Source organism: Macrococcus sp. DPC7161, assembly GCF_004117835.1.
Lineage (GTDB): Bacteria > Bacillota > Bacilli > Staphylococcales > Staphylococcaceae > SDSC01.
The window spans coordinates 54,520-79,575 of sequence record NZ_SDSC01000007.1 but is presented as its reverse complement, the minus strand read 5'-3'; the positions used below and the strand labels follow the sequence as shown (position 1 = coordinate 79,575).

The 25,056-nt window shown below is 33.6% G+C and carries 25 protein-coding genes, 1 pseudogene and 1 riboswitch; of the genes and pseudogenes, 17 read left to right on the top strand and 9 right to left on the bottom strand.

Annotated elements, in window-relative coordinates:
• Window positions 1–13 precede the first annotated feature (13 nt).
• The 3 genes from gtfA to ER639_RS09760 all read left to right on the top strand — a co-directional run bounded on the left by gtfA (window position 14) and on the right by ER639_RS09760 (window position 3,918).
• On the top strand, window positions 14–1,519 hold the full coding sequence (gtfA, locus tag ER639_RS09770; protein ID WP_129065606.1) for an accessory Sec system glycosyltransferase GtfA: 1,506 nt from the start codon (window positions 14–16) through the stop codon (window positions 1,517–1,519).
• Window positions 1,512–2,831, top strand: a complete 1,320-nt coding sequence (gene gtfB, locus ER639_RS09765; RefSeq protein ID WP_129065605.1) for an accessory Sec system glycosylation chaperone GtfB — start codon at window positions 1,512–1,514, stop codon at window positions 2,829–2,831. Before gtfA ends, gtfB begins: the two co-directional genes overlap by 8 nt.
• A gap of 262 nt (window positions 2,832–3,093) precedes the next feature.
• Window positions 3,094–3,918 (top strand): S1 family peptidase, encoded by an 825-nt coding sequence (locus ER639_RS09760; protein WP_129065604.1) that lies wholly within the window; start codon window positions 3,094–3,096, stop codon window positions 3,916–3,918.
• A 32-nt stretch (window positions 3,919–3,950) separates the two neighbouring features.
• On the opposite strand, the gene ER639_RS09755 is transcribed toward ER639_RS09760, so the two are convergent.
• Window positions 3,951–4,403 carry a MarR family winged helix-turn-helix transcriptional regulator gene (locus ER639_RS09755; protein ID WP_129065603.1) on the bottom strand — a complete coding sequence of 151 codons (453 nt, stop codon included), beginning with the start codon at window positions 4,401–4,403 and terminating at the stop codon, window positions 3,951–3,953.
• 440 nt (window positions 4,404–4,843) lie between these two features.
• Here ER639_RS09755 and ER639_RS09750 point away from each other — a divergent pair, with 440 nt between their 5' ends.
• The 4 genes from ER639_RS09750 to ER639_RS09735 all read left to right on the top strand — a co-directional run bounded on the left by ER639_RS09750 (window position 4,844) and on the right by ER639_RS09735 (window position 7,952).
• Window positions 4,844–5,824 (top strand): LCP family glycopolymer transferase, encoded by a 981-nt coding sequence (locus tag ER639_RS09750; RefSeq protein ID WP_129065602.1) that lies wholly within the window; start codon window positions 4,844–4,846, stop codon window positions 5,822–5,824.
• 89 nt (window positions 5,825–5,913) lie between these two features.
• Window positions 5,914–6,813, top strand: coding sequence for a nuclease-related domain-containing protein (locus ER639_RS09745; RefSeq protein WP_129065601.1), 900 nt, complete (start codon window positions 5,914–5,916; stop codon window positions 6,811–6,813).
• Between the two features lie 150 nt (window positions 6,814–6,963).
• Window positions 6,964–7,458, top strand: a complete 495-nt coding sequence (locus ER639_RS09740; protein ID WP_129065600.1) for a hypothetical protein — start codon at window positions 6,964–6,966, stop codon at window positions 7,456–7,458.
• Window positions 7,455–7,952: a universal stress protein gene (locus ER639_RS09735; protein WP_129065599.1), complete on the top strand. Its 498-nt coding sequence runs from the start codon at window positions 7,455–7,457 to the stop codon at window positions 7,950–7,952. The genes ER639_RS09740 and ER639_RS09735 overlap by 4 nt, the downstream gene beginning before the upstream one ends.
• Window positions 7,953–7,976: 24 nt before the next feature.
• Here the strand turns inward: ER639_RS09735 and ER639_RS09730 are convergent, their stop codons facing one another.
• Entirely contained in the window at window positions 7,977–9,023 is a 1,047-nt protein-coding gene (locus ER639_RS09730) for a 2,3-butanediol dehydrogenase (protein ID WP_129065598.1), read from the bottom strand.
• A 387-nt stretch (window positions 9,024–9,410) separates the two neighbouring features.
• On the opposite strand from ER639_RS09730, the gene ER639_RS09725 reads away from it, so the two are divergent.
• Entirely contained in the window at window positions 9,411–10,676 is a 1,266-nt protein-coding gene (locus ER639_RS09725) for a pyruvate MFS transporter (protein ID WP_129065597.1), read from the top strand.
• Between the two features lie 33 nt (window positions 10,677–10,709).
• Here the strand turns inward: ER639_RS09725 and ER639_RS09720 are convergent, their stop codons facing one another.
• Window positions 10,710–11,387, bottom strand: coding sequence for a DUF3169 family protein (locus tag ER639_RS09720; RefSeq protein ID WP_129065596.1), 678 nt, complete (start codon window positions 11,385–11,387; stop codon window positions 10,710–10,712).
• A gap of 122 nt (window positions 11,388–11,509) precedes the next feature.
• Here ER639_RS09720 and ER639_RS09715 point away from each other — a divergent pair, with 122 nt between their 5' ends.
• From ER639_RS09715 to ER639_RS09690, 6 genes are all read left to right on the top strand, one after another.
• Entirely contained in the window at window positions 11,510–11,959 is a 450-nt protein-coding gene (locus ER639_RS09715; protein ID WP_129065595.1) for a Dps family protein, read from the top strand.
• Between the two features lie 82 nt (window positions 11,960–12,041).
• Window positions 12,042–12,971 (top strand): DNA-binding transcriptional repressor DeoR, encoded by a 930-nt coding sequence (locus ER639_RS09710; protein ID WP_129065594.1) that lies wholly within the window; start codon window positions 12,042–12,044, stop codon window positions 12,969–12,971.
• 77 nt (window positions 12,972–13,048) lie between these two features.
• On the top strand, window positions 13,049–13,711 hold the full coding sequence (gene deoC / locus ER639_RS09705) for a deoxyribose-phosphate aldolase (RefSeq protein WP_129065593.1): 663 nt from the start codon (window positions 13,049–13,051) through the stop codon (window positions 13,709–13,711).
• Window positions 13,712–13,762: 51 nt separating this feature from the next.
• The gene (locus ER639_RS09700) at window positions 13,763–15,064 is read left to right on the top strand and encodes a pyrimidine-nucleoside phosphorylase (protein ID WP_129065592.1); all 1,302 of its coding nucleotides are present in this window, start codon (window positions 13,763–13,765) and stop codon (window positions 15,062–15,064) included.
• Between the two features lie 13 nt (window positions 15,065–15,077).
• On the top strand, window positions 15,078–16,250 hold the full coding sequence (gene deoB, locus ER639_RS09695) for a phosphopentomutase (protein WP_129065591.1): 1,173 nt from the start codon (window positions 15,078–15,080) through the stop codon (window positions 16,248–16,250).
• A gap of 99 nt (window positions 16,251–16,349) precedes the next feature.
• The gene (locus ER639_RS09690; RefSeq protein WP_129065590.1) at window positions 16,350–17,246 is read left to right on the top strand and encodes a nuclease-related domain-containing protein; all 897 of its coding nucleotides are present in this window, start codon (window positions 16,350–16,352) and stop codon (window positions 17,244–17,246) included.
• 444 nt (window positions 17,247–17,690) lie between these two features.
• On the opposite strand, the gene ER639_RS09685 is transcribed toward ER639_RS09690, so the two are convergent.
• Both ER639_RS09685 and ER639_RS09680 read right to left on the bottom strand, forming a co-directional pair.
• Window positions 17,691–17,963 (bottom strand): hypothetical protein, encoded by a 273-nt coding sequence (locus tag ER639_RS09685; protein ID WP_129065589.1) that lies wholly within the window; start codon window positions 17,961–17,963, stop codon window positions 17,691–17,693.
• A complete protein-coding gene (locus tag ER639_RS09680) occupies window positions 17,933–18,487 on the bottom strand; it encodes a hypothetical protein (RefSeq protein ID WP_129065588.1) in 555 nt (184 codons plus the stop codon). The genes ER639_RS09685 and ER639_RS09680 overlap by 31 nt, the downstream gene beginning before the upstream one ends.
• A 122-nt stretch (window positions 18,488–18,609) precedes the next feature.
• Here ER639_RS09680 and ER639_RS09675 point away from each other — a divergent pair, with 122 nt between their 5' ends.
• Window positions 18,610–19,170: a hypothetical protein gene (locus ER639_RS09675; protein WP_129065587.1), complete on the top strand. Its 561-nt coding sequence runs from the start codon at window positions 18,610–18,612 to the stop codon at window positions 19,168–19,170.
• A gap of 39 nt (window positions 19,171–19,209) precedes the next feature.
• Here ER639_RS09675 and ER639_RS09670 read toward each other — a convergent pair whose 3' ends face one another.
• From ER639_RS09670 to ER639_RS12460, 4 genes and pseudogenes are all read right to left on the bottom strand, one after another.
• A complete protein-coding gene (locus ER639_RS09670) occupies window positions 19,210–19,677 on the bottom strand; it encodes an S-ribosylhomocysteine lyase (RefSeq protein ID WP_129065586.1) in 468 nt (155 codons plus the stop codon).
• A gap of 11 nt (window positions 19,678–19,688) precedes the next feature.
• Window positions 19,689–20,834 carry a bifunctional cystathionine gamma-lyase/homocysteine desulfhydrase gene (locus ER639_RS09665; RefSeq protein WP_129065585.1) on the bottom strand — a complete coding sequence of 382 codons (1,146 nt, stop codon included), beginning with the start codon at window positions 20,832–20,834 and terminating at the stop codon, window positions 19,689–19,691.
• Between the two features lie 4 nt (window positions 20,835–20,838).
• A complete protein-coding gene (locus ER639_RS12465; protein ID WP_483306241.1) occupies window positions 20,839–21,771 on the bottom strand; it encodes a PLP-dependent cysteine synthase family protein in 933 nt (310 codons plus the stop codon).
• A 123-nt stretch (window positions 21,772–21,894) separates the two neighbouring features.
• A pseudogene (locus tag ER639_RS12460) lies at window positions 21,895–22,251 on the bottom strand (class I SAM-dependent methyltransferase); the annotation flags it as partial.
• A gap of 302 nt (window positions 22,252–22,553) precedes the next feature.
• Between ER639_RS12460 and ER639_RS09655 the strand changes: the two are divergent.
• Window positions 22,554–23,222 (top strand): response regulator transcription factor, encoded by a 669-nt coding sequence (locus tag ER639_RS09655; RefSeq protein ID WP_129065583.1) that lies wholly within the window; start codon window positions 22,554–22,556, stop codon window positions 23,220–23,222.
• Complete coding sequence (locus ER639_RS09650) at window positions 23,219–24,847, top strand: sensor histidine kinase (protein ID WP_129065582.1); 1,629 nt, start codon at window positions 23,219–23,221, stop codon at window positions 24,845–24,847. The genes ER639_RS09655 and ER639_RS09650 overlap by 4 nt, the downstream gene beginning before the upstream one ends.
• A gap of 110 nt (window positions 24,848–24,957) precedes the next feature.
• Window positions 24,958–25,055, top strand: a riboswitch (SAM riboswitch).
• Window position 25,056: the final 1 nt, after the last annotated feature.

Below are 25,056 nucleotides of genomic sequence, written 5' to 3'. Positions count from 1 at the left end.
GAAGGGTGATCAAATGATTTATCATATTAATTTTGGTATTGGCTGGGCAAGTAGTGGTGTGGAATATGCACAAAAATACCGTGCAGAAATGTTAAGAAGCATTAAAGCAGAAAGTAAGTTTGTATTTTTAGACTTTATGTCGAATGAAAACATTCAAACATTGACTTCGAATATGGGGTTTCAAGACGATGAAGTCATTTGGCTTTATCAATATTTTACAGACATTAAAATTCATGAAACAACGTATACCATTGAAGACCTTAAAAAGACGATTTCAAATAATATACAAACAATCGAAACCTCAGGGAAGATTGCGAGAATTATTTTAGAAGGTGAAGGTAACTTTGTAACATGTTATTTAAAAGAAGAAGGTAAAAATTTAGTCGACAGAGCTGAATTTGTATTGAATGGCTTTTTAATTCGAAAAGATTTTTATACTTATACACGTATTTTTAGTGAATACTATGCGCCATTTGAAAATAAAGCAAAAGTTTATATGCGCCATTTTTATAATGAAGATGGTACGATTGCATATAAAGAATTTATAGATGGCGATAACAATATGTTTGACTTTAATGATCAAAAGTTATATTCAAAAGAAGCATTTGTAGCTTATTTCATGCAACGTTTAGCATTAACTTCTAAAGATATCGTGATTTTAGACCGTGCATCAAAGATTGGTCAATCGGTATTACAAAACAAAGGCGATAGTAAACTTGGTGTTGTCATTCATGCAGAACACTTTAGTGAAAATGCGACAAATGATGATTATATTCTTTGGAATAATTTTTATGATTATCAGTTTACACAAGCAAAGCATATTGATTTTTATATTACTGCAACCAATGCACAAAATAAATTGCTTGTACGCCAATTTAAGAAATACATGGGCATTACGCCAAAAGTATTTACAATTCCAGTAGGTAGTTTATCATCACTTAAAGTCCCAAATGTACCACGCAAACCATACGGCTTAATAACGGCATCTCGATTAGCCAACGAAAAGCATGTTGATTGGATGGTGCGTGCAGTGATTAAAGCGAAACAACAGTTACCAGAATTAACATTTGATATTTATGGTGAAGGCGCTGAAAAAGCGAAAATTAATCAATTAATCCGTGAACATCAAGCAGAGAATTATATTAAAACACATGGTCACCAACAATTAGATGACCTCTATCAACAATATGAGTTGTTCTTATCAGCTTCTCAAAGTGAGGGCTTTGGCTTAACATTAATGGAAGCGGTTGGTTCAGGACTTGGTATGCTAGGATTTGATGTGAATTACGGTAATCCAACATTTATTAAAGACGGGAAAAATGGTTTCTTATTGCCGATTAATTTAGACCAACAATCGATTGAAGAAACCATCAATGCCTATGCAGAGAAAATTGTTGCGTTTTATCAATTAAACTTAGACCAAGTCCATAAGCAATCTTATAAAATTGCGAAACCATTTATGACTGAAAATGTTGAAAATATGTGGGCAAAACTCATTGAGGAGGTTCAACATGATTAATTTGTTTGAAAGTTTTAGTCACGGAACGCGTTTATTATTCCAATCTTTAAAACAAGCTGGGTACACACATCCAACAGTGGTGATGGATGATGATGGTTTCTTGCCTGAAGATGTCGTAAGTCCATATCAATTTTTTAGTGGTTTTAAACCGTTAAAGAGTGACAAAGGATTGTTCTTTAACCAAGTTGAAACACCATTGTATTGGGAAATTGATGGCAATAATAACGATGCCGTTATTAAAGATATGGGATACACACGAGGCAAAATCCACTATCGTAAATTATACAAAAATCGTATCGTAAGTCGTGTAGATTGGTTAGATGTAAACGATCGTTTACGCAGTGTGGATCATTATAATCAATACGGCATTAAATTTGCGAATACAGTCTATGATTTACGTGGTGTAGCGATATTAAAAACGTATTTCGATCGTCGTGGTAAAGTCGTTATTTATGAAAATTATGTTACCCAAGATTATGTGGTGACATATAAAGGTAAAGACCATTTCTTTAACAATAAGTCTGCCTTCATTCAATTTTATTTACAAGAAGCATTTGAAGATTTAAGTGGATTTATTATCAATTCATTATCAACACCATTCTTTGTAGTATATCAACTTGGTGTTAAAGGAAAAGATTATTTATTCTGGCAAGAGCCAGTCGGTGATGACATTCCCGGAAATATGAAAATCATGTTTGAATCTCCGACACGTGACTTTACAGTTGCTGTACCGAATCAACAAGTGTATGACTGTATGCAACAAATTGTCCAACATGATTTACGCCGTCGTATTTTACCGACGGGTTACTTATACCGCTATATGAAAAAAGCGAGTTACAATGAGCATATTTTGACGTTAACAAATTCAGATCAATTAGAAAACATTGAATCTAACGTTCAAAGCTTACCAAATCATACATTCCATATTGCAGCTGTTACTGAGATGTCACCAAAATTAATGGCATTAGGCAAATATGCAAACGTGAAGTTGTATCCAAATGTGAAAAGAGAAATGTTATTAAATTTATATAAACAAAGCAGTATTTATTTAGACATAAACCATGGTAGTGAATTGTTAGATGCAGTCCGTGCCGCATTTGATTACAACATGGTTATTTTAGGTATTGATGAACTAGCGAAAAACCGTGACTTCACATTACCAGCACATTTATTTGGTAAACTTGATACAGGATTAATTCAAACCATTCAGTCATTTGATCAACGACCAAAGAGCTATACAGAAGCATTGAAATTACAAAAAGCACATGCAAATGAAATCAATGCTGCACAGTTTCATAAAGTGTTTAAATAAGGCTGATTCAAAAGCGAACAGCAACGAGTAAAAACCGAGCACGAAGCAAAATCGCTTTTTGATTTTGAGTCGTGTGAGGTTGTTTATCGAAGTTGCTGCTTTTGAATCGCTGATAGTAAGGCTGATTCAAAAGCGAACAGCAACGACATTTCTAGCTGAGACAATTGTCTCAGCTTCTTTTTTTACAAAAATGACATGAAAAAGTAATATCACTTTCTGTTTAATTTTTGAGATAATGAAAAAAACGAGATGAGGTGTTCATATGCTTAAAAAAAATATCATTGCACTACTGGCACTTAGTATGTTAGGAAGTACTGCTCATGCAATGGAAGCAGATTATTACTATGATGGTATGAAGTCTGCCAATAAAAAACTAGGTTACAGTTATGCAAGTAAGATTTCAAATAATAAACTCATATTTAAGCCTTATGTGAAGAACGAAATATCACCTTTTAATGCTGTAGGCTATGTCAAAAATATGAATGGCTGGGCAGGTAAAGGTGTGGAAGTGATGGGGACAGGTTTCGTAGTAGATGATTATACGATTTTAACGAACGCCCATGTGATTGATGACGAATTTGGTAAAAAGACAGGTGCTAAATATCTACGCTTTGATTTAGCTCGTGAAGGTAAATTATACAAACATCGCTTTCAAATTAAAGATGTCATTAAAATTCCTTATGCAGATATTGCAGTATTACATACGAAAGCAAAGTTAACCAATTATGTTAAGCCACTTAAGTTGGCTTCAGAAGCTCAAATATATAGTTTGAAGTATGGACAACCACTTTACTCTGTAGGTTATCCATATCATGGAGATGACTATGATTATTCTAGACGTTATTACAATATGGCAATGTTTTTACGCAGAACCAATAATGATACAGAGCTTACGATGAAAGATAAGTTTCGTGCAGGTGCATCTGGTTCACCTTTAGTGGATAGTAAATACCGAGTATATGGACTTAGAACATATGGCTACAATCTTTATAATGAGAAACTAACAAAATATGCACGTGTAGAATTAACTGGTGCTGAAAGCTTAACAGGTTATACAAGACAACAAGTCGTTAAATATTTATATTAAAAAATCACGTTAGGTTATCCTAACGTGATTTTTTAATAAGCACTTCTTCTAATGTCATCTTCAGTGATTTTGTATATCATTGAGGTTCTAAAACGATCTAGTAAAGAGATAAGTTGTTGCATGTCTTCTGTTGAAAATTTCTTAGCACCATTTGTAGTCTTTTTTGAATATACTGCTAAAATTGTTTCTACAATTTCAATTCCTTTTTCTGTTAAGACTACACATACTTTACGCTCGTCATCTTGGCGACGTTCTTTTTTGACATAGTCTAACTCTCTTAACTTTTTCGTTTTGATACTCGCAGAATCCATTTTGTATTGAATATCTTTTTGAATCGCTGCAATTGTACTTTCCTTATCTTGGTAAAGTTTGAATAAAATCAAAAATTCTGAGAATGTAATGCCGAAAGACTTTTGGAAACTTGTATTTAATGTGACCTCAATTTGACTTGCTGTCTTGAATAAAGTTTTTTCTAATTCAACCATTTTGACTACTCTTTTCTATAATTATTTTTTAAAATCTTTGATAAATATGGAGTTTGAAGCTTTTTGAATTAATTTCCTATTAAATGATGACATAATTATAGCATGATGTCACCTTTTTAAAAAGACTAATTTACAATAATATATGATAAAAATTTAAAATGTGAAATTTTTAAATCTAAAATCAATTAAATTAATATGAGAATAAGTTTTATACGTCTAATATTTCGGAATGTGAAGTATTTCTTTAATGAGATAAAGAGCAGAAATTATTCTGGTATATTAGTTGCAATTCTTTATGTTTTTAAATGAGTGTGTTTTTATTTTCTTGTATAACATTTTAAGTTTTGGAAAACATTATTGATTATGTACTTTTATTAAAGAAAGATGCTTTAATTCGTGAAATGAGCTATAATATAAAATAATAAATTGAGGTGATAATAGTGACAGAAGAACAATTTGATGTAAATGAACCTTCAAAAAAGAAAAAACGTGGCATTTTTAAATGGGTTGTCTTATTTTGTATTTTATTATTACTAGCAATCGGTATTTATATTGGAAATGCCTATTTTAAAGTTAAAAATACTGCAGACCATATACAACATAAGATTGAAGGTAGAGAAAAATCAGACTTACGTGACAGCGGCATTAATTTAAGCAACCAAGATCCAATCAGTGTAGCTTTGTTTGGTGTGGATGCGAATAAAACTCGACTTGCCTCTGGTGATGCCGGACGAAGTGACTCAATTATTATCATGAGTATGAATCCAAAAACTAATAAAACAATCATGGTTTCAATTCCACGAGATACGCAAGCGACAATGGTTGGTAGAGATTCAGTAGAAAAAATCAATCATGCTTATGCTTATGGTGGGCCTGGTATGGCAGTTAAATCGGTAGAAAAATTAATGAACGTTCCAATTGATTTCTATGCGACTGTAAATATGGATGGACTGCATGATATGATTGATAAAGTCGGTGGCATTGATGTCGTAAGTAATGCAACATTCTCATATTCAGGTTACGACTTTGTCGAAGGTCAAACAACACATTTAGATGGTGAGAAAGCATTAGCATTCGTAAGAAGTCGTAAAGAAAATGGTGCTGGCGGTGACTTTGGTCGTCAACAACGTCAACAAATTGCGATTCAAGGTTTAGCGAAGAAAATTTTAAGTGTGGGTTCAATCACAAAAATGGACAGCCTATTAAAGGGTGTTGAAGATAACGTCGTAACAGACTTTTCATTTGATGATTTAAAAACTTTAGGATTGAATTACAGAAACGCACAAGATAAAGTCACTAAATATCAACTTCAAGGTTCAGGAAGTATTCTTGATGACGGTTTATGGTATTTCTTACCAGATGAACAACAAAAAGCAGAAATTACAAAAGCATATCGAGACAATTTAGATTTAAAAGAGTAGCGGAAAGCTGCTCTTTTTTTTATGGATTTACAAAAACTTAACTTTATAATTTTGTTAACTTTTGTTAAATTTGTAGTAGGAGGTGCCTTGTGTTTATTCAACCATTAGAACCCAATAATAAATTACGTTATTATTTAGCACTTGATGGAAGAAGTAAAATGAATGATCAACAAATAGCTGACTACCAAAAAGAACAAGCTGGTTTTCAAGGCGAATATGATTTTGAACAGTTTATTAAGCATTATGAAGAAACAGTTGTATTAAGTGGTGTGTATTTTAAGAAACGCTATGTCGGTGAAGCACAATTTGATTTTATCGTAATTCATCGAAATAAAATCACATACTACGAAATCAAAAATTTTAAAGGGACTTATGAAATGGCGGATAAAGTGTTTATTGGAGAAGTCGGAAATCATGTGAAGCATCCAGACGTTCAATTAGAATCCGCATATAAAGTGTTGGATGCCATATTAAAAGAGACGAGATGTCCTTATGTATTTGAAAAGTATATCGTATTTATCCATCCAACTTATTTTTTTAAAGGAGATACCAATAAAGCGACATGGCTATTTCGCAGTACATTAAAGAAACATTTGAAGCAATATGAAACCTACAATAATAACATAGAAGAAAACATCCAACTGGCAAAACATTTACAAAAATTGAGCCTAAGTCTTGACCATTATCAACCTATAAAAACACCTTTTACAATGGAAATGAAAGGAACACTATGTCCAAAATGCAGGAGGAAAATTAAGGAGAAAGAAATTGGTATGCGTTATATCCATTGTGTGTGTGGTGCAAAATATTCAAATAGAAAGTTGATATTAAGTAACTTAAGGGATTTATACACATTGAAAGAAGAAGCATTCAATATGAATGAAGCAGTTGAGTGGCTAATGATTTTTAACCGAAAGATAATTTGGCGGGTTTTAGATCAATATTTTAAAAAGACTGGTACACTTAAAGGTATGAAATACTATTTATAGTATTTATCATGTGAAATGTGTATTATAGGACACAATAGAAATAGTTGTGAGTCAAAAAAGAATTTATGGGACACAACGAAAGCAGTAGTGAGTCAAAAAACCAAATTCATCCGAAAGTTTGGTATAATAAAAGAAAAAGGGAGATTTCGGATGGCACCTAAAAATTTGGATATTGAGGGTATTTCGGAAATTGCAAAAGGGAAGTATAAACATCTACATGTAGATGGTGAAGGTATTGTCAAAGGGGATATAGAGTGTAGGACGATTGATGTGGATGGCTCTATTAAATTTACTTCAGATTGCGAGTGCAAGCGTATATTGGTGGAAGGTGAAATCTATCTTGTCGGTACGTTAACAGCGGAGGATGTCGATATCAACTTTGCGCCAAATAGTTATATTCATAAGATCAAAGCACCGTTAATTCATTTAGAGCCTCGTAAATCTAAGAAACAAGAGACGATTCTAAAGGTTGATAAAATTATTGGTGATGATATTACATTAGAAAATGTTCATGTCAAATCAGTAAAAGGCAACCAAGTCACAATTAATAAAGGGTGTATAATTGAAAGTTTAGTTTGCCAAAGGTTAGAGAAGTTAAGTAAACAATCACATATACAAATAATTCAACAAGGGGTGACGTTATGAAATATCAAAATATTTTAGTTACAGTGGATGGTTCTAAGGTGAGTGAATATGCATTTCATAAGGCGGTAGAGGTGGCAAAACGTAATGGTGCGATACTTCATATTGCACATGTCATTGACATACGTACTTATGCAAGTGCAAATCCTGAGTCAGGCTCTATTCATGAGCAAGCAGTAACTTATACTGAAACTTTCTTAAAAGGCTACAAAGCAATGGCTGAAGCTGAAGGCGTTAAAGCAGAAGTGATTTATGAAAGTGGTTCAGCGAAACAATTGATTCCTAAAACGATTGCAAAGCGTGTGAATGCAGATTTAATTGTTTGTGGATCTACTGGATACAATATGGTAGAGCGTTTTGTTTTAGGAAGTGTATCTGAAGCAATTGTAAGATATGCATTATGTGATGTATTGGTTATTAAAACAGAAAATATGCCAAACACATTTGAAAAAAGTGATGTTACAAAAACATTTACAGAACATTTAATCAATGAATAAACCGGGGCATTTGCCCCGGTTTTATTATTCACCGTTAAGTTTTACTAAGATTTTAACTTGAGATTTGTCATTTGTTAATGTTTCAAATCCTTTTGTCACGATATCATCTAATTCGATTTCACCAGTAATCGTATTTTCTGTATCGATTTGACCGCTACCCATTAACTCAATTGTTTGTTGATATGATGCTCTTGAGTAAGCGATTGTTGAAGTGATTTTAACACCTGTATTTGTTAATTGTAATGGTGGCCATGCGATATCGCCTGCAAAGATTGAAACGATAACCATTGTTCCACGTGGTCTTGTTGCATCGATTGCTTGTACAAATGTTGCTTGAACACCAGCGACTTCAAATGTACGATCCACACCACCTGGTACGATTTCTTTAATTGCTTCTACAGGATTTACTTCTCCTGAGTTAATAATATGTGTCGCACCACATTCTTTTGCTTTATTTAAACGTTCTTGTGATAAGTCTAATACGATAATTTTACTTGCACCTGCAGCACGTGCCGCTAATGTTGTATAAATACCGATAGGGCCAGCACCGAAAATTGCAACTGTATCACCAAACTGTAAGCCGCTTTCTTTAATTGCTTGAACCCCAACTGCTAACGGTTCAATTGTAGCTGCTACACGTAATGATAAGCTATCAGGTAAGTGGTAAACGTTTGTTTCAGGGACGTTTACTAAGTCAGTGAAACCACCGTCTGTATGTAAGCCGATAAAACTAAATCCATCATATACATCTAATTCGTCCGTATTTTTTCCGTGTGTAATCGTTGGATTTACTGAAACGCGATCTCCAACTTTAAAGTTCTTTACATCTTTACCGACTTCAACAACTGTTCCTGAAAATTCATGACCCATAATCAGTGGCGCTTTACCACCCGTTAATGCATCTTCTTTGTCTACAGGGATGAATACAGGGCCTTCTTGGTATTCATGTAAATCAGAACCACAAATTCCTGCGTAACCAACTTTAACACGTACTTCATTGTCCAACATTTCTCGAATAGAACGTTCCTCTACACGAATATCCTTTTTGCCATACCAAACTGCTGCTTTCATGTGAATACTTCCTCTCTTCAATTAAGTTGTCCGAAATATATCATGGACTATATCTACATTATGCTCCTAAGTATTGGAATTTTCAATCAATTCTATATAGAAAAATGTTTTAATTTGGAATGGACAAGTGCTTGTGAATAAATTAACAGTATTTTATCTATATTTAAAAAATAATAATAAAAATAAAAGCTAATCTAAAGGCATGTATATATTAAAAATACAATTTTTATATAATAAGCTTTGTGAAAAAAATAACTTTTCACAAAGTTGTTGTAATCGGTTTCATGATATGTTAATTTTAAATAGTCAAAATATTTAAGACATACGATGACTGTATGAATTTTAGTTTATATCGATGCATTATTATTTCGAAAGTAGGGGTTTATTATGACAGAAAAAAGAAGTAGCGTTCGTTGGTACTTTGCAATTGCCTTCTTCATTATTGGGGTTATTGCTTATATGGACCGTTCGAACATCTCTATCATTGCAGCACCAATGATGGAAGACTTAAATATGAACAAAACGCAATTTGGATTATTAGCATCATTCTTCTCATTAGGTTATGCAGCAATGCAAGTACCTTCGGGAATCTTAGCTGAAAAGTATGGTCCACGTAAAATGTTAACAATCGCCTTATTATGGTGGAGTGCATTTACGATTCTTACTGGTTTAGTGAAAAACCATGGTTTATTATACGCAGTTCGTTTCTTATTCGGTGTTGGTGAAGCGCCGATGTATCCATCAAACGCAGTATTTAATACATACTGGTTTGCACGTGATGAAAAAGGGCGTGCATCAAGTTTCTTATTAGCAGGATCTTACTTTGGGCCTGTAATCGCACCATTTGTTACAGTTGCAATTACAAGTGCGTTTGGATGGCAAGCTGTATTTTACATCTTTGGTTTAGTTGGTATCGTGATTGCTGCTTTATGGGTAATTATTGCAAAAGACTTACCAGAACAACATAAAATGGTGAATGAAGCTGAAAAATTATACATTCAAGAAAATCGTGACGTTGTTAAAACTGGAAAAACTTCAGCGCCTTGGAGTGCTTTCTTTGGTCACTTTAGTTTCTTTGCGATTGCAGCACAATATTTCGTAGTTCAATTCGTTATTACTTTATTCTTAATTTGGTTACCAACATACCTTTCTGAAGAACACGGTGTTGTGTTAAAAGATATGGGTATTGTCGCTGGTGCACCTTGGATTATGATGTTTGTATTGATTTTAGTAGGTGGCACAATTTCTGATAAAATTATACAAGCAGGACATTCTAAGTTTATGGCACGTGGCGTGATTGCGATTGCCGGATTTATCGTATTCTCAATTTCATTATTTATGGCGTTAGCAACTTCTAACCTTTACATGGTCATCTTCTGGTTCTCATTATGTTTAGGTGGCGTAGGTTTATCAATGGGTATGAGTTGGGCAGCTGCGACAGACTTAGGTCGTAACTTCTCAGGTACTGTATCTGGTTGGATGAACTTATGGGGTAACGTTGGTGCGTTATTAAGTCCATTATTAGCAGGTATGTTAGCAGATAGAATTGGTTGGGATTTAACATTGAAATTAATCGTCATTCCAGTAATGGTCGCGATTGTTTTATGGTTCTTTGTGAAACCTGACAAACCATTAGTGGTTGAAGAAAATTAAAAAATTGCGATGGCAAAAGCCATCGCAATTTTTTTATATTAATTTACGCACTGTAACTTGATATACAGTGTTAATAACGATTGCAACGAGTGCAATGACTGACAGTGCAAACTGTTGTGACGTTCCTGTGTGGAAACCGTATAAAGTAATTAATAACAGACTTGCTGGTAACAAAAGATTTGTAATTTTGTAAGCATTGTATAATCCAGTGAAAATGGTGATCATTTCATCTTTAGTTAACGCATCGATTAATTTATCGTCAAAGTCAGATTCAAATGTATTAGGTAAATCTTTTTCAGGGTATAGTTTATTAATCATACCGTACCCGTAATAGCGCATGAATATAGCGATGGCTAACACAATCACAGACAGAATGCCTAACCAAATCGGTGCATCATTAAGTGAAACGAGTAACAATGATCCAAGTGCAAAATAAAATGCAATGATTAAAGCGATATTCATTTCAGAGAACTTTTTGAAACTTGCACGGTCTTGTTCGCTATGAATGAGATTTGGATCATTATCGACTTTAATAGCTTGTTTGCTGAAGATAAATGATATGAAACTAAAAATCAGGCCAATGGCTACTAAAAAGACAACATAATTTGTAGAAGTAAGTGCATTCGTTACTAAATTATCCCATAAGTACATTGTTAGAATAAAAGCAGTGATACATAGTATAATGATGATAGCAAAAAGTTTATATTTCATACAGACCTCCTGTTTTTTCTTTATTATACCCAATTTGAAGTTGAGCAGTGCATATAAGTTGCTTATTTAGAATGATTATAATATAATAATTAATATAAATAAGATTATTGGAGGAATTAAACATGGCAAAATCAGCAGAAAATAAAGTAGTGAAAGCATTAAATCAACAAGTCGCAAACTGGACGGTAATGTATACGAAGTTACATAACTATCACTGGTATGTTAAAGGACCAAGTTTCTTTAGCTTACACGAAAAGTTTGAATTACTTTATAATGAAGCAAGTACATATATCGATGATTTAGCAGAACGTATTTTAGCAGTTGAAGGTCATCCAGTTGCAACATTAAAAGAAAGTTTAGATTTAGCAATTGTTAAAGAAGCGAAGAAGAATTTATCAGCTGAAGAAATGGTGAAAGATTTATCTAAAGACTTCACAAAAATCATCGATCAACTTAAAGAAGGTAAAGAAATTGCTGAAGCTGAAGGCGATGAAATGACAAGTGATATGTTCTTAGGTATGATTACTGATTTAGAGAAACATAACTGGATGTTCAAGTCATTCTTAAAATAATTTCGTAAATACACCCATAAAGGGTGTATTTTTTTTGATTTTTAGTTAAAATTTTATTGAAGTAGGAGAGGTGGGGCATTTCATGGACGATAAAATCAGACAGTGTATTAAAATTGCAAAAATGTATTACGAAGAGGAATTAGGTCAAAAGCAAATTGCTGATGAGTTGAATATTTCAAGACCAACAGTATCAAGACAATTACAATTCGCAAAAGACCAAGGATTTGTTCAAATTATTATCGATGATCCATTTGAACGCAGTGAAAATTTAGCAACGAAGTTACAAGAGAAGTATGGTTTGAAAGAAGTAATCATTAAAGAAGTGGTAAGTGATTCTTATGATGTGATTCAAAAGGCTGTCGCGGAACGTGCTGCGGAGTATTTATATGAAAACATCAATGATAGTGACATTGTTGGTATCAGTTGGGGTAAAACAATGTACCGTACAGCTAAAGCAATGAAACAAATGAATCTTTCAGATGTAGAGACGGTACAGCTAAAAGGTGGTGTATCTTATTCAAATGTGAAAACGAATGCACATGAAACATTAAGTTTATTTGCAAAGAGTTTTAATTCAATTCCGCGTGATTTACCAGTGCCAGTGATATTTGATTCTCCAGAAGTTAAAAAGTTAGTGAGTGAAGATCGTCATATTAAAAGTATTTTAGATTTAGGAACAGAATGTGATGTTGCCGTTTATACAGTAGGTAGTGTTCGAGAAAATGCTTTATTGTTTAAATTAGGTTTCTTAAATGAGGAAGAAAAATTCAAACTAAGAGAAAATGCAATTGGTGATATTTGTTCACGCTTCTTTGATGCAGAAGGTAAAGTTGCTGATGCACAAATTAACGAACGTACAATGGGTGTGACTTTAGAGACATTAAAGAGCATACCAAAAAGTATTTTAGTTGCAGGTGGTAGACATAAAGTCGATGCCATTCGCGGTGCCTTAATCGGTAAGATTCCAAATGTATTGATTACAGATAGCGAGACAGCAAATAAGTTGTTATGAAAAAAAGTTCATATTTTGATTTTACTTTTGTTCAAAGATGTGTTAAACTAAAAAAGAATTAAAGGGAGGCATAATTAATGAACTTAGCAAAGTATATTGACCACACTGCATTAAAAGCAGATACGACAAAACAACAAATCGATCAGTTATTAGAAGAAGCAAAGCAGTATGACTTTATGAGTGTTTGTGTAAACCCAACACACGTAAAATATGCAGCTGAAGCATTAAAAGGAACAGATGTGCTTGTATGTACAGTAATCGGATTCCCATTAGGTGCGAACACGCCTGCTGTAAAAGCGTTTGAAACACGTGACGCGATTGAAAATGGTGCTGGCGAAGTTGATATGGTGATCAACATTGGCGCTGTTAAAGATGGTAATTATGATTTAGTACGTGAAGACATTAAAGCAGTTGTTGATGCATCAGGAGATGTTACAACGAAAGTGATTATTGAGACAGCTTTATTAACAGACGAAGAAAAAGTTCGTGTTTGTGAAATTGCGAAAGAAGTTGGCGCGGATTTCGTTAAAACTTCTACAGGTTTCTCAACTGCAGGTGCAACAGCTGAAGACATCGCATTAATGCGTAAAACAGTAGGACCAGATATGGGCGTTAAAGCATCTGGTGGTATTCGTTCTTACGAAGATGTGAAAACAATGATCGATAACGGCGCAACTCGTATTGGTGCAAGTGCTGGTGTACAAATTTTAAAAGGTGAACAAGCGACGGGAGATTATTAATCTCTCGTTTTCCAGACAACTAATGTAAGCGTATACAAGGAGGAATTTATTATGAGAATGGTAGACATTATTGGTAAAAAAAGAGACGGACAAGCTTTAACGAAAGCGGAAATTGAATTTTTTGTGAAAGGTTATACAGATGGTTCAATTCCAGATTATCAAGCTTCAAGTTTAGCAATGGCGATTTTCTTCCAAGATATGAATGATGAAGAACGTGCTAATTTAACAATGGCAATGGTTGAAAGTGGCGATCAAATCGATTTATCAGCTATTGAAGGCGTTAAAGTGGATAAACACTCAACAGGTGGCGTAGGTGATACAACGACTTTAGTATTAGGGCCATTAGTAGCAGCGTTAGATATTCCAGTAGCTAAAATGAGTGGACGTGGATTAGGTCATACAGGTGGAACAATTGATAAGTTAGAAGCGGTTGAAGGTTTCCACGTAGAAATTTCGGAAGATGATTTCGTGAAAATTGTAAACGAAGATAAACTTGCGGTTATTGGACAAACAGGTAACTTAACACCTGCTGACAAAAAGTTATATGCATTACGTGATGTTACAGGTACTGTAAACAGTATTCCATTAATTGCATCAAGTATTATGAGTAAAAAAATCGCTGCTGGTGCAGATGCAATCGTTTTAGACGTAAAAACAGGTGCAGGCGCATTTATGAAAACAGATGAAGATGCTGAAATGTTAGCACACGCAATGGTGAAAATCGGTAATAACGTAGGTAGAAATACAATGGCGATTATTTCTGATATGAGCCAACCGTTAGGATTTGCCATTGGTAATGCGTTAGAAGTAAAAGAAGCGATTGAAACATTACGTGGAGAAGGGCCAGAAGATTTAACAGAATTGGTATTAACATTAGGTAGCCAAATGGTCGTTTTAGCTAAAAAAGCATCAACATTAGAAGAAGCACGTGAAATGTTATTAGAAGTGATTCAAAATGGTAAAGCTTTAGATAAATTCAAAACGTTCCTTGCAAACCAAGGTGGCGACGCTTCAGTGGTGGATGATTTATCAAAATTACCACAAGCAAAATATGAAATTGAAGTCCCTGCAAAACAATCAGGTGTAGTAAGTAAAATTGTTGCAGATGAAATTGGTGTTGCATCAATGTTATTAGGTGCAGGACGTGCTACAAAAGAAGACACAATTGATCTTGCAGTTGGATTAATGTTACGTAAAAAAGTAGGAGATAAAGTTGAAGCAGGTGAATCACTTGTGACAATTTATGCAAACCGTGATAATGTAGATGATGTAATCGAAAAGATTTATCAAAATATTGAAGTGAGTGACAGTGCAACTGCACCTAAGTTAATTCATAAAGTCATCACGGAATAAGGAGTCGTTTATTATGACGCAATTTAAAAGAGTACATTTAATCGTTATGGATTCTGTAGGTATTGGTGAATCACCTGATGCGAAAGATTTTGGTGATGTTGGTAGCCACACATTAAAGCATACATTAGAAGGATTTGAAGGTAAGTTACCAAATTTAGAACGTTTAGGTTTAGGAAATATTGCTGAATTACCTGTTGTATCTAAAGTGGATGCACCTGAGGCATATTATACAAAGTTACGTGAATTATCAGTTGGTAAAGATACAATGACTGGTCATTGGGAAATTATGGGCTTAAATATCGATAAACCATTTAAAGTTTATCCAGATGGATTCCCAGATGAACTTGTTAAAGAAATTGAAGAAATGACAGGACGCAAAGTTGTTGCGAACAAGCCTGCTTCAGGAACAGCAATTATTGATGAGTGGGGCGAACACCAAATGAAAACAGGTGATTTAATCGTCTACACATCTGCAGACCCTGTATTACAAATTGCAGCACACGAAGAAATCATTCCATTAGAAGAGTTATATGATATTTGTGAGAAAGTTCGTGAATTAACGAAAGATCCTAAATATTTAATCGGTCGTATCATCGCACGTCCATATGTAGGAGAACCAGGTAACTTTACACGTACATCTAATCGTCATGACTATGCATTGAAACCATTCGGTAAAACAGTAATGAATGCGATGAAAGATGCAGATTTAGATGTCATTGCTATTGGTAAGATCAATGACATTTATGATGGTGAAGGCGTGACAGAAGCGATTCGAACTAAAGATAATATGGATGGTATGGATAAATTAATGGACGTTGTTGGACGTGATTTCAATGGATTAAGTTTCTTGAACTTAGTTGATTTCGATGCGTTATACGGTCATCGTCGTGATAAAGAAGGCTATATGAATGCCATTAAAGCATTTGATGAGCGTTTAGGTGAATTATTAGATGCATTACGTGAAGATGATTTATTAATCATCACAGCAGACCACGGTAATGACCCAACAATGCCAGGAACTGACCACACACGTGAATACGTACCATTATTGATGTATTCAAAATCATTAAAAGGTGGCGCTTTAGAAAGTCACGATACATTTGCATCAATTGGTGCAACTATCGCCGATAACTTTGATGTTGAATTACCACAATTCGGTACAAGTTATTTAAAAGATTTAAAATAATGAATGAGACACCCTTAGATTAGGGTGTCTTTTTTAAGGTTTGTGAGTTAACATTTGTTAACTTTTTATAAATGTTGTATATTGGTGTAGGAGGTACTTATGCTGATAAAAATGCACATACCATCACAATATAAACGTTATTTACAATCAATCCATGACCGTATTGAATTAAATAAGCATGATTTATATGAGTTTCAGCAATATCAGTTAGGCTACGAAGGCGAACTTCAATTTTACGAACGACTTTTAGCATTAGATATTTGTTTTATATGGGATTTTCAGTGTAAGCAAAATGGCTGGTTTCAAAACGATTTTTTAATATTTTCAAGAGACAAAATCATTCATATTGATGTTAAAAATTTTACTGGGATATATCATTATGAAAAAGGAAATTTAATTAAAAAAGGCACAAGTGTTTATGTAGATTGCTTTAGTCAACTGAATCGAGCACATATGAAATTAGAACATATATTAAATTATTTGGGTAAACAATATCAAGTAGAAAGCAAATTATTATTTATTAATGATACATTTCGATTAAATGGCTTTATGCAACATGAACACGTTTACTATGCACACCAGCTAGATGAATTAGTAAGTTACTTAGCGCGTTTACCAAAATATCAACGAACAGATATCAAATTTGCAAAGCAATTGATTCAACATCATGAAAATGATCATCCGAAAGAAATCATACAGTATTATCCATTTGAGAAGATGAACGGTGGGATAAGATGTCCGAAATGTAACAAAATTGGTATGACAGCAGCGACAAACAGTCGTTATGTTCGCTGTGATTGCGGCGCTACTATAAGTAAAAAAGAAGCATTTATGAATATGTTTAATGAAGCACTGTTAATAAAGAATGAACCATTAAAGTGTTCGGAATTAGTAGATTTTACAGGATTACCAGAGAGAACTGTTCAAAGATATTTAACACAATATGCAAATCGAATAGGAAATAATCGCGGAACATATTATGATGGGTTGAAATAAATTTGGTTATTTTTGTTTTGAGTAGTGGCACTCAAAATGAATCTGAGTGCCACAACAAGGAGAAATCCTGAGAAACTATTGAGTAGTGGCACTCAAAATAGATCTGAGTGCCACAACGAGGTTGAATCTTGAAAAATTCATGAGTAGTGGCACTCAAAATGAATCTGAGTGCCACAACGAGGTTGAATCTTGAAAAATTCATGAGTAGTGGCACTCAAAATAGATCTGAGTGCCACAACGAGGAGAAATCCTGAGAAATTATTGAGTAGTGGCACTCAAAATGAATCTGAGTGCCACAACGAGGTTGAATCTTGAAAAATTCATGAGTAGTGGCACTCAAAATGGATCTGAGTGCCACAACCCATCAACCCATCCATCCACACATACACATCGACACACATCCACCCTCACAAAAAATGCCACTCCTAATGGAATGGCATTTCTTTAATTGGCGACTTGTCTTTCAATTGCGCGTAGTGTATTGAAGAAATCGAGGACTTCATCGTAATTATCTTTATGTAATTGGTAGCAATATTCAAAATACGTAATGGCTTCTGCTAAGTTTTGACTAAATCTATGTGATGGTAACTTGAATTTGCTCTTAAATAATGAAAACTCACTCATATCTATGGACGGTTTATGTTGATGATAGATATCAATTGCATCTTCAGCACCATAGCAAACAATTAAATGAATACGTTCTTTTTCATTAAACATATGATCAACTCCGTAAGGTTATCATACAAAATGAAAACTAATACCAAGTTAATAAATAGTAAATTTTGTGTAAATTTATTCTTGTTCTTTTGATAATGTGATAATGAAATCTCTGATTTGTTATCACGCATAAAATCACCAGTATAGATTGGTAAATCATGATATTTCACTTGTGGTCGTGTGAAGACAGCTTGATAAAGGTGACGATCAACTTCATCTCCTATAAATAATTCTTCTTGCATTTCATTGTATTGTACTAACATTTCTACTACAATTAAGGTCAAAGCTATTAGTATTGCAATAATGATAATAACAACAATCCAAGATGGAATATGTAACAAGTTTGCGATATCTTCAGTAAAGAAAATATCTAATGTAAATGGTAATACGCTATATATATCTGGAAATATTAAAGCCACAATTAACTGTAATATTTGTTCAAATATTAATAATACAAATAATACGAATAATAGGGTATATAAATTGGGTAATAGTTTATTAACAGGCGTTTTTAAAAATAACACTTATGTAATCTTTCTTTCAAAGTACGTAAATCATACTTATCATTTTATATTTATAAATCAAATGGTAACTGTATACATATAAGGGAGAAAGGAATATTTGTATAAAAATTGGAGGAAGCATTATGGGTATGAAAAGAACTTTAACAGTATCAGCAATTGCAATTGTTACAGGTGGTTTATATTATTTCTTAACTAAAAATCAAAGACCAACCGTTACATTAAGTAAAAATGTGGAAGTCGTAAAAGGGCCGGAATTACCAAAAGATTTTTCTGAGCGTGCGTTCTTTATGCCACACTTTATGATCAAAAATACAAAAATCACGACGGATGATACAACTCTTCATGTACAAGTAGACTACAAAATTGATGAATTATTGTATCAATATTTAATGGAACATACGCCACATTATCAATTTAGACTTACATTACCTGAAGCGTTGAAACATTTATTTGAAGGTAATGGAACACAAAAAGTATTAGGTGAGCTTGTATATGGTAAAGGCGAAAAGTTAAACTACAAAGTAGATTTCAAATTTAAAAAATTAGATCAAACATCTACTGAAGCATTAAAAGCGATTGAACAAGAAGATCATGCATTCGCTTTAGAAATTATGGATGAACAATTGAATCAATTGAATCATTTCCCTAATGTTGAACAAGCTGCTAATATGATTCGATTTTAAAAAAATGCACTCCGAAATTATTCGGAGTGCATTTTTAATTTACTCTGCAAAAACGACTGACCATGATGCTTTTTCGTTTAACATTTCTTGAGCTAAACTTTGTGCACCTTCAAGTGAGTGGCTTGCTGCCCATCCACATTGTACTTCGTTACATGCTGGTACTTCTGTAGCTGCTAACACGTCTTGTAATGTCTTTTCAACGATGACTAGTACATCTTCATAATCATCATGATTAATTAATGATAAATAAAAACCAGTTTGGCAACCCATTGGTGATAAGTCTACAACTTTATCTGTATGGTTACGGATGTTTTCAGCCATTAAATGTTCTAATGAGTGTAATGCAGGCATTTCCATATGTGCTTTATTAGGTTGTTTGAAGCGGATGTCATATTTATGAATGACATCACCTTTAATACCTTCTTTAATCCCTGCTAATCGAATAAATGGTGCAGCTACTTTTGTATGATCTAAGTTAAAGCTTTCTACATTCATTTTCTTTTCCATTTGAAACACTCCTATTTTAAAAGTTTGAATCCTTCAGTTAAATCTTCTAATAAGTCTTCTGCATCTTCAATACCCACAGAAATACGTACTAAACCATCTGTAATGCCCAATTCTAAACGACGTTCACGTGGGATTGATGCATGTGTCATTTGGCTTGGTACTGAAATTAAACTTTCAACAGCACCTAATGATTCTGCTAATGTGAAATATTTTAATGATTTCACAAGTAATTCAGCGTTTTCTTTAGAGGCGACATCGAATGAAATCATACCACCGTAACCATTACTTTGTGATTCATGAATCGCTTTACGTGTTTCATCTAATAATGATGGATGGAATACTTTCGTCACTTTGTCATGAGAAGTTAAGAAGTCAACGATTTTCATTGTTGTCTTTTCAGTTTGTTCCATACGTAATGCTAAAGTTTTAATACCACGCACTAATAAGAAACTATCTTGTGGTCCTAATACGCCACCAACTGAGTTTTGGATGAAATGGATACGTTCAGATAATTCAGGTGTACGAGAAACAAGTAAACCAGCCACAACATCACTATGACCACCAATGTATTTAGTAGCTGAATGTAAGACAATATCAATACCTAAATCAATTGGATTTTGGAAATATGGTGTCATAAATGTGTTATCTACCACCGATATTAAATCATTTGCTTGAGCAATTTCAACCATTGCGCGAATGTCTGTAACATTTAATAATGGGTTAGTTGGTGTTTCGATATATAACATTTTTGTTTCTGGAGTGATGGCTGCTTTAACAGCTTCAACGTCTGTTGTATCTACAAATGTCGATTTAATACCAATACGGTCAAATACTTTTGTAAATACACGGTAAGTACCACCATAAACGTCGCTACCAACAACGATATGGTCACCAGCGTCTAATAACATAATGACTGTTGATACTGCAGCCATACCTGAACCAAATGCAAAGCCTTCATGACCATGCTCTAAATCTGCAATCAAAGTTTCTAAAGCTGTACGTGTTGGGTTTTTAGTACGTGAATATTCATATCCTTGACGTAAGTTACCAATACCGTCTTGTTTGTATGTACTTGTTTGATATATCGGTGTATTCACCGAACCTGTAAATTGATCTGTTGTTTGACCACCATGGATCATCATTGTTTTTTTCTTCATTTTATTATTCTCCTTCAATATTAAAAATACCTTTTGATAAATAGCGTTCAGCTGCATCAGGAAATATGACAACGATATTTTGATGTGTGAATTGTTTTTGTTGATTCAGTGCTGCCATTAATGCCGCACCTGATGAACTACCAACGAGTAGTCCTTCTTTTTGTGCCAATTCTGATACTTTTGTGAATGCATCAATGTCAGAAATGGTTTCGATGGCATCGATGTTTTCTCGTTTTAAGTAAACTGGCCACTGCTCAACACCAATACCTTCAGTACGGTGACTACCAGATGCACCACCATTTAAAATAGAGCCCTCAGGTTCCACAACGACGCGATGTGCATCAGTAAAGTATTCAGATAGTGCACTGAATGTACCACCACTACCAGCACCTGCTACAATCATATCAACACGATCAACTTCTGTTTCAATTTCTTGAATTAATGATTGATAACTTGCTGGGTTATCCAGTGATTCAAATTGATTCGTAAAATAAGCACCCGTTGACTGTGCAAATGCCATTGCTGCTTCACGTGCTTGAATCATGCCACCTTCAGTAGGTGTATTAATCACTTCAGCACCAAGGGCACGCATGATGTCTTGTTTTTCTTGAGAGAATTTTTCAGGGACATATACGCGTAAAGTAAGGTGATGTTTTAAAGCGGCGAGTGCCAAACCAATACCTGTATTGCCTGCAGTCGCATCAACAATAGTGCCCGTTTTAATATCGCCACGTGCTAATGCACTTTCTACCATATGCATACCAAGGCGATCTTTCACGGAACCACCCAAGTTATAACTTTCAAGTTTAACGAATAATCGATTGCCTGTATTTAATGGAAATGTTGTTAATTCAACCATAGGTGTGTCACCGATTAAATCCATCGGGCGTTTGAAAGGTTGTTTAGTAAGTACTTGCAAGTGTGCAAAACGATTCATTTGCGTACTTTGATATTTAAATCCAACTTTTTTTGAAATGGATTGCATTGTACTTTTATATGGATAATATTCTCGATTTAAATCATCAACTAAATTTGTAAACCCTAACGCTGTATAGTAGTCAATCATGCCTTGTTTCTCTTCCATAGAATTGAACATGGTATCTAAAATAACGACTTTACCACCCGTAGGTAGTGCATTGTAATACATTTTTAAAGCTGAGTGTTTTTCCTCATCTGTAAGGTGATGAAAGGCGAATGATGAAATTATAGTATCATAATCTTGAACATCAAAATTTAAAAAATCACCAGTAACAAAAGATAAACCCGTCTTTGCTTCACCAATCTTAAGCATGTCTTCGCTTGGTTCAACAGGTGTTACTTTTAAGCCGCGTTGCATCAGTTTATGGGTTAAATTACCAGTCCCTGGTCCAAATTCGATCGTATGACCGAATGCTTCTTGGCTTGCTTGTTGTAACATAAAATCATAATTGACAAATACATCTTTATACTCAGGATTTTCTCCTGAAACAGCACCATCATAATCATGTGCCCATTCTTTAAATATATCCATAAAAGGTAATGACACCTTAAATCACTCCTATAAGTTTAATAAAACTTTTTATTCCTATCAGATTACTCGGAATTAATAATACCATGCACTTTATGAAACTTCAAGTGTTTGATTTTCCTATATTTAATTTTAAAATGCACTTAAAATTTTATAATTACACCCATGTTTTTTCTTTTTTATGGTATAACTTTGTTAAAGGGAGTGGACATATGCCAAGAATATTAATTGTAGAAGATGAAGTAGAAATTGCTGAAATGATTCGATTTTTATTGTTTAAAGAAGGGTTTCAAAAAGTGACTTTAAAACATACGTATCAAGATGCGTTAGATGTTTTAGATGATCAATTTGAAATGTATATATTAGATATTAATTTAGGGGATGGCTCAGGTTTTACTTTGGCCGAAAAAATTAGAAATCAATCGGATGCACCGATTATTTACGTTTCTGCCAATACAGCGGATCAAGATAAATTAAGAGGATTTAAAACAGGTGCGGATGATTATATCACGAAACCATTCAATCCAATGGAACTTGTTGCACGTATAAAAGCAAACTTAGTAAGATATGTCGGTCAACATTACAATAAGCCATATGAATTTGATGAGCGCCGTGCTTTATTGACTGTGCGTGGTACAAAACATGAACTTTCAGGGAAAAGTTATTTATTGATGCAATTTTTATACGAAAATCAAGATATGATTTTGTCTAAAGAACGTATTTATGAAGCGGTTTGGGATAGTCATTTTGTCGATGACAATATCATTATGGTTTATATTCGTAAGTTACGACAATTACTCGAAGAAAATCCAAGTGACCCTAAATTTTTAGTGACAGCTCGTGGCACTGGATATATGTTGAAGTCTGGTAGAAATCTATGAATTTGAGTCAAAAATTTATTTACAGATTAATCGGCTATTTCTTTCTGTTTTATATTTTATTTACATTAGTTGTGCTCGGCACAATCGGCGCCGCGTTTTCTGTTTATCAAGATAAATTATTAGAAACGTATGTAATGGACGAATCGACGACTACGATGCGTAGTTATATTGATACTTCTACTGATAATGTTAAGGTGAAAAAGGTTTTATTAGATAAAGTGAAAGAATCTGGTACACTTTATGTTAAAAAAAATAATAAAATCATCTATCAATCAGGCAAAGAAAAATTATTACCGCTTGCGGAATATGACGAATGGCTGTATTCGACATGGCAAACGGAGAAAGATATTGAAGTCATCTTTGTTGAATATAATCCAATGTTAAGATCAAAAATGAAATTTGAAGTGGATGCGAAAGATCGATATGACTATTTAAAGAAAAAACACATGTCTTTATTTAAGTATGTCAAAGGTAAAGGTGTAGAAAAGGTTATCGGTAATTTGAACGTTAAAGATGTGAATCGCGAAATCTTTAGAAATTATAATACGGATGATTATTCGAAGTATGCATTTACAACTTTTACTAAAAAGAAAGTGAAATACTTTATTGTGAAAAAGAATGAGGATGTTCAAGATGAGCGTTCAATATACTCTGATGATTTAAAATACAATAAAGAGCTTGTAGATGCGTTAAAGATATTTGCGAAATGGTTCTCTGTCTTTAATATCATCATCATTTTAATTATTATTTTCATCGCATGGTTAATTGGTGGTAGGTTAACAAGACCACTACTTCATTACATTTCATGGGTAGAACAACTTGGACTTGAGCATTATCAATCACCAAATAATACGAAACTCTATAAAAATGGTTATTTAAAAAGAAAATACCGTATGTATGACGCGGTCGATAAAGCTATTAGTAAATTGACGCATAAGTTATCCAACGATAAAGATTATAGACAAAAGGTGAATAAATTACGTGAAGATTGGGTGCGAGGCATTACGCATGATATTAAAACACCGCTCAGCTCGATATATGGTTATTCTAAAATTTTAAATTCAGGCATGGAAATGACGGATGAAGAACGTTTGAAATTCACGAAGATTATTGAGGATAAATCAGAATACATTGACCAGTTATTAAAAGATTTAAATATGACGTATCAACTTAAAAATGATGGCATCGATATTCATCCTGAACCTGTGTTATTAAATGGATATATTAAGGATTTTGTATCGAAATTTAATAATGATTATTTAGCCTATGTCAATGATACTGAAATTTCAGTGATGATAGATAGTGAACGAATGGACCGTGTGATGAATAACATTATTACGAATAGTTTCTTACACAATAAAGATGTGAATGTTTGGATTAATACTTTTGTTGAGGGTAACGAAGCCATCATCAAGATTTCAGACAATGGTTCAGGCATTGATCCTAATGATTTGCCACATATTTTTGATCAATTTTACCGAGGACAAAAAACGACAGATCATCATAGTGGCTCAGGTATTGGTTTAAGTGTAAGTAAACAAATCGTTGAAGCTCATAACGGTAAAATCGAAGTTCATTCAAGTGGTGAAGGGACGCAATTTGAAATTCGTTTACCTGTACAATAATTCATTTAATTTTCATTGAAATCGAATAAAATGATGATAGAAATCATGAAAATTCTGAATATTTTATTGACAATAACTTGAAAAAACCTTATAGTTAAACAAAAATCAAATACTTATCAAGAGAGACCGAGGGACTAGGCCCAGTGACGTCCGGCAACCTGCAAATGTAAGGTGCTAACTCCTACAGCGATTAGCTGAAAGATAAGCTT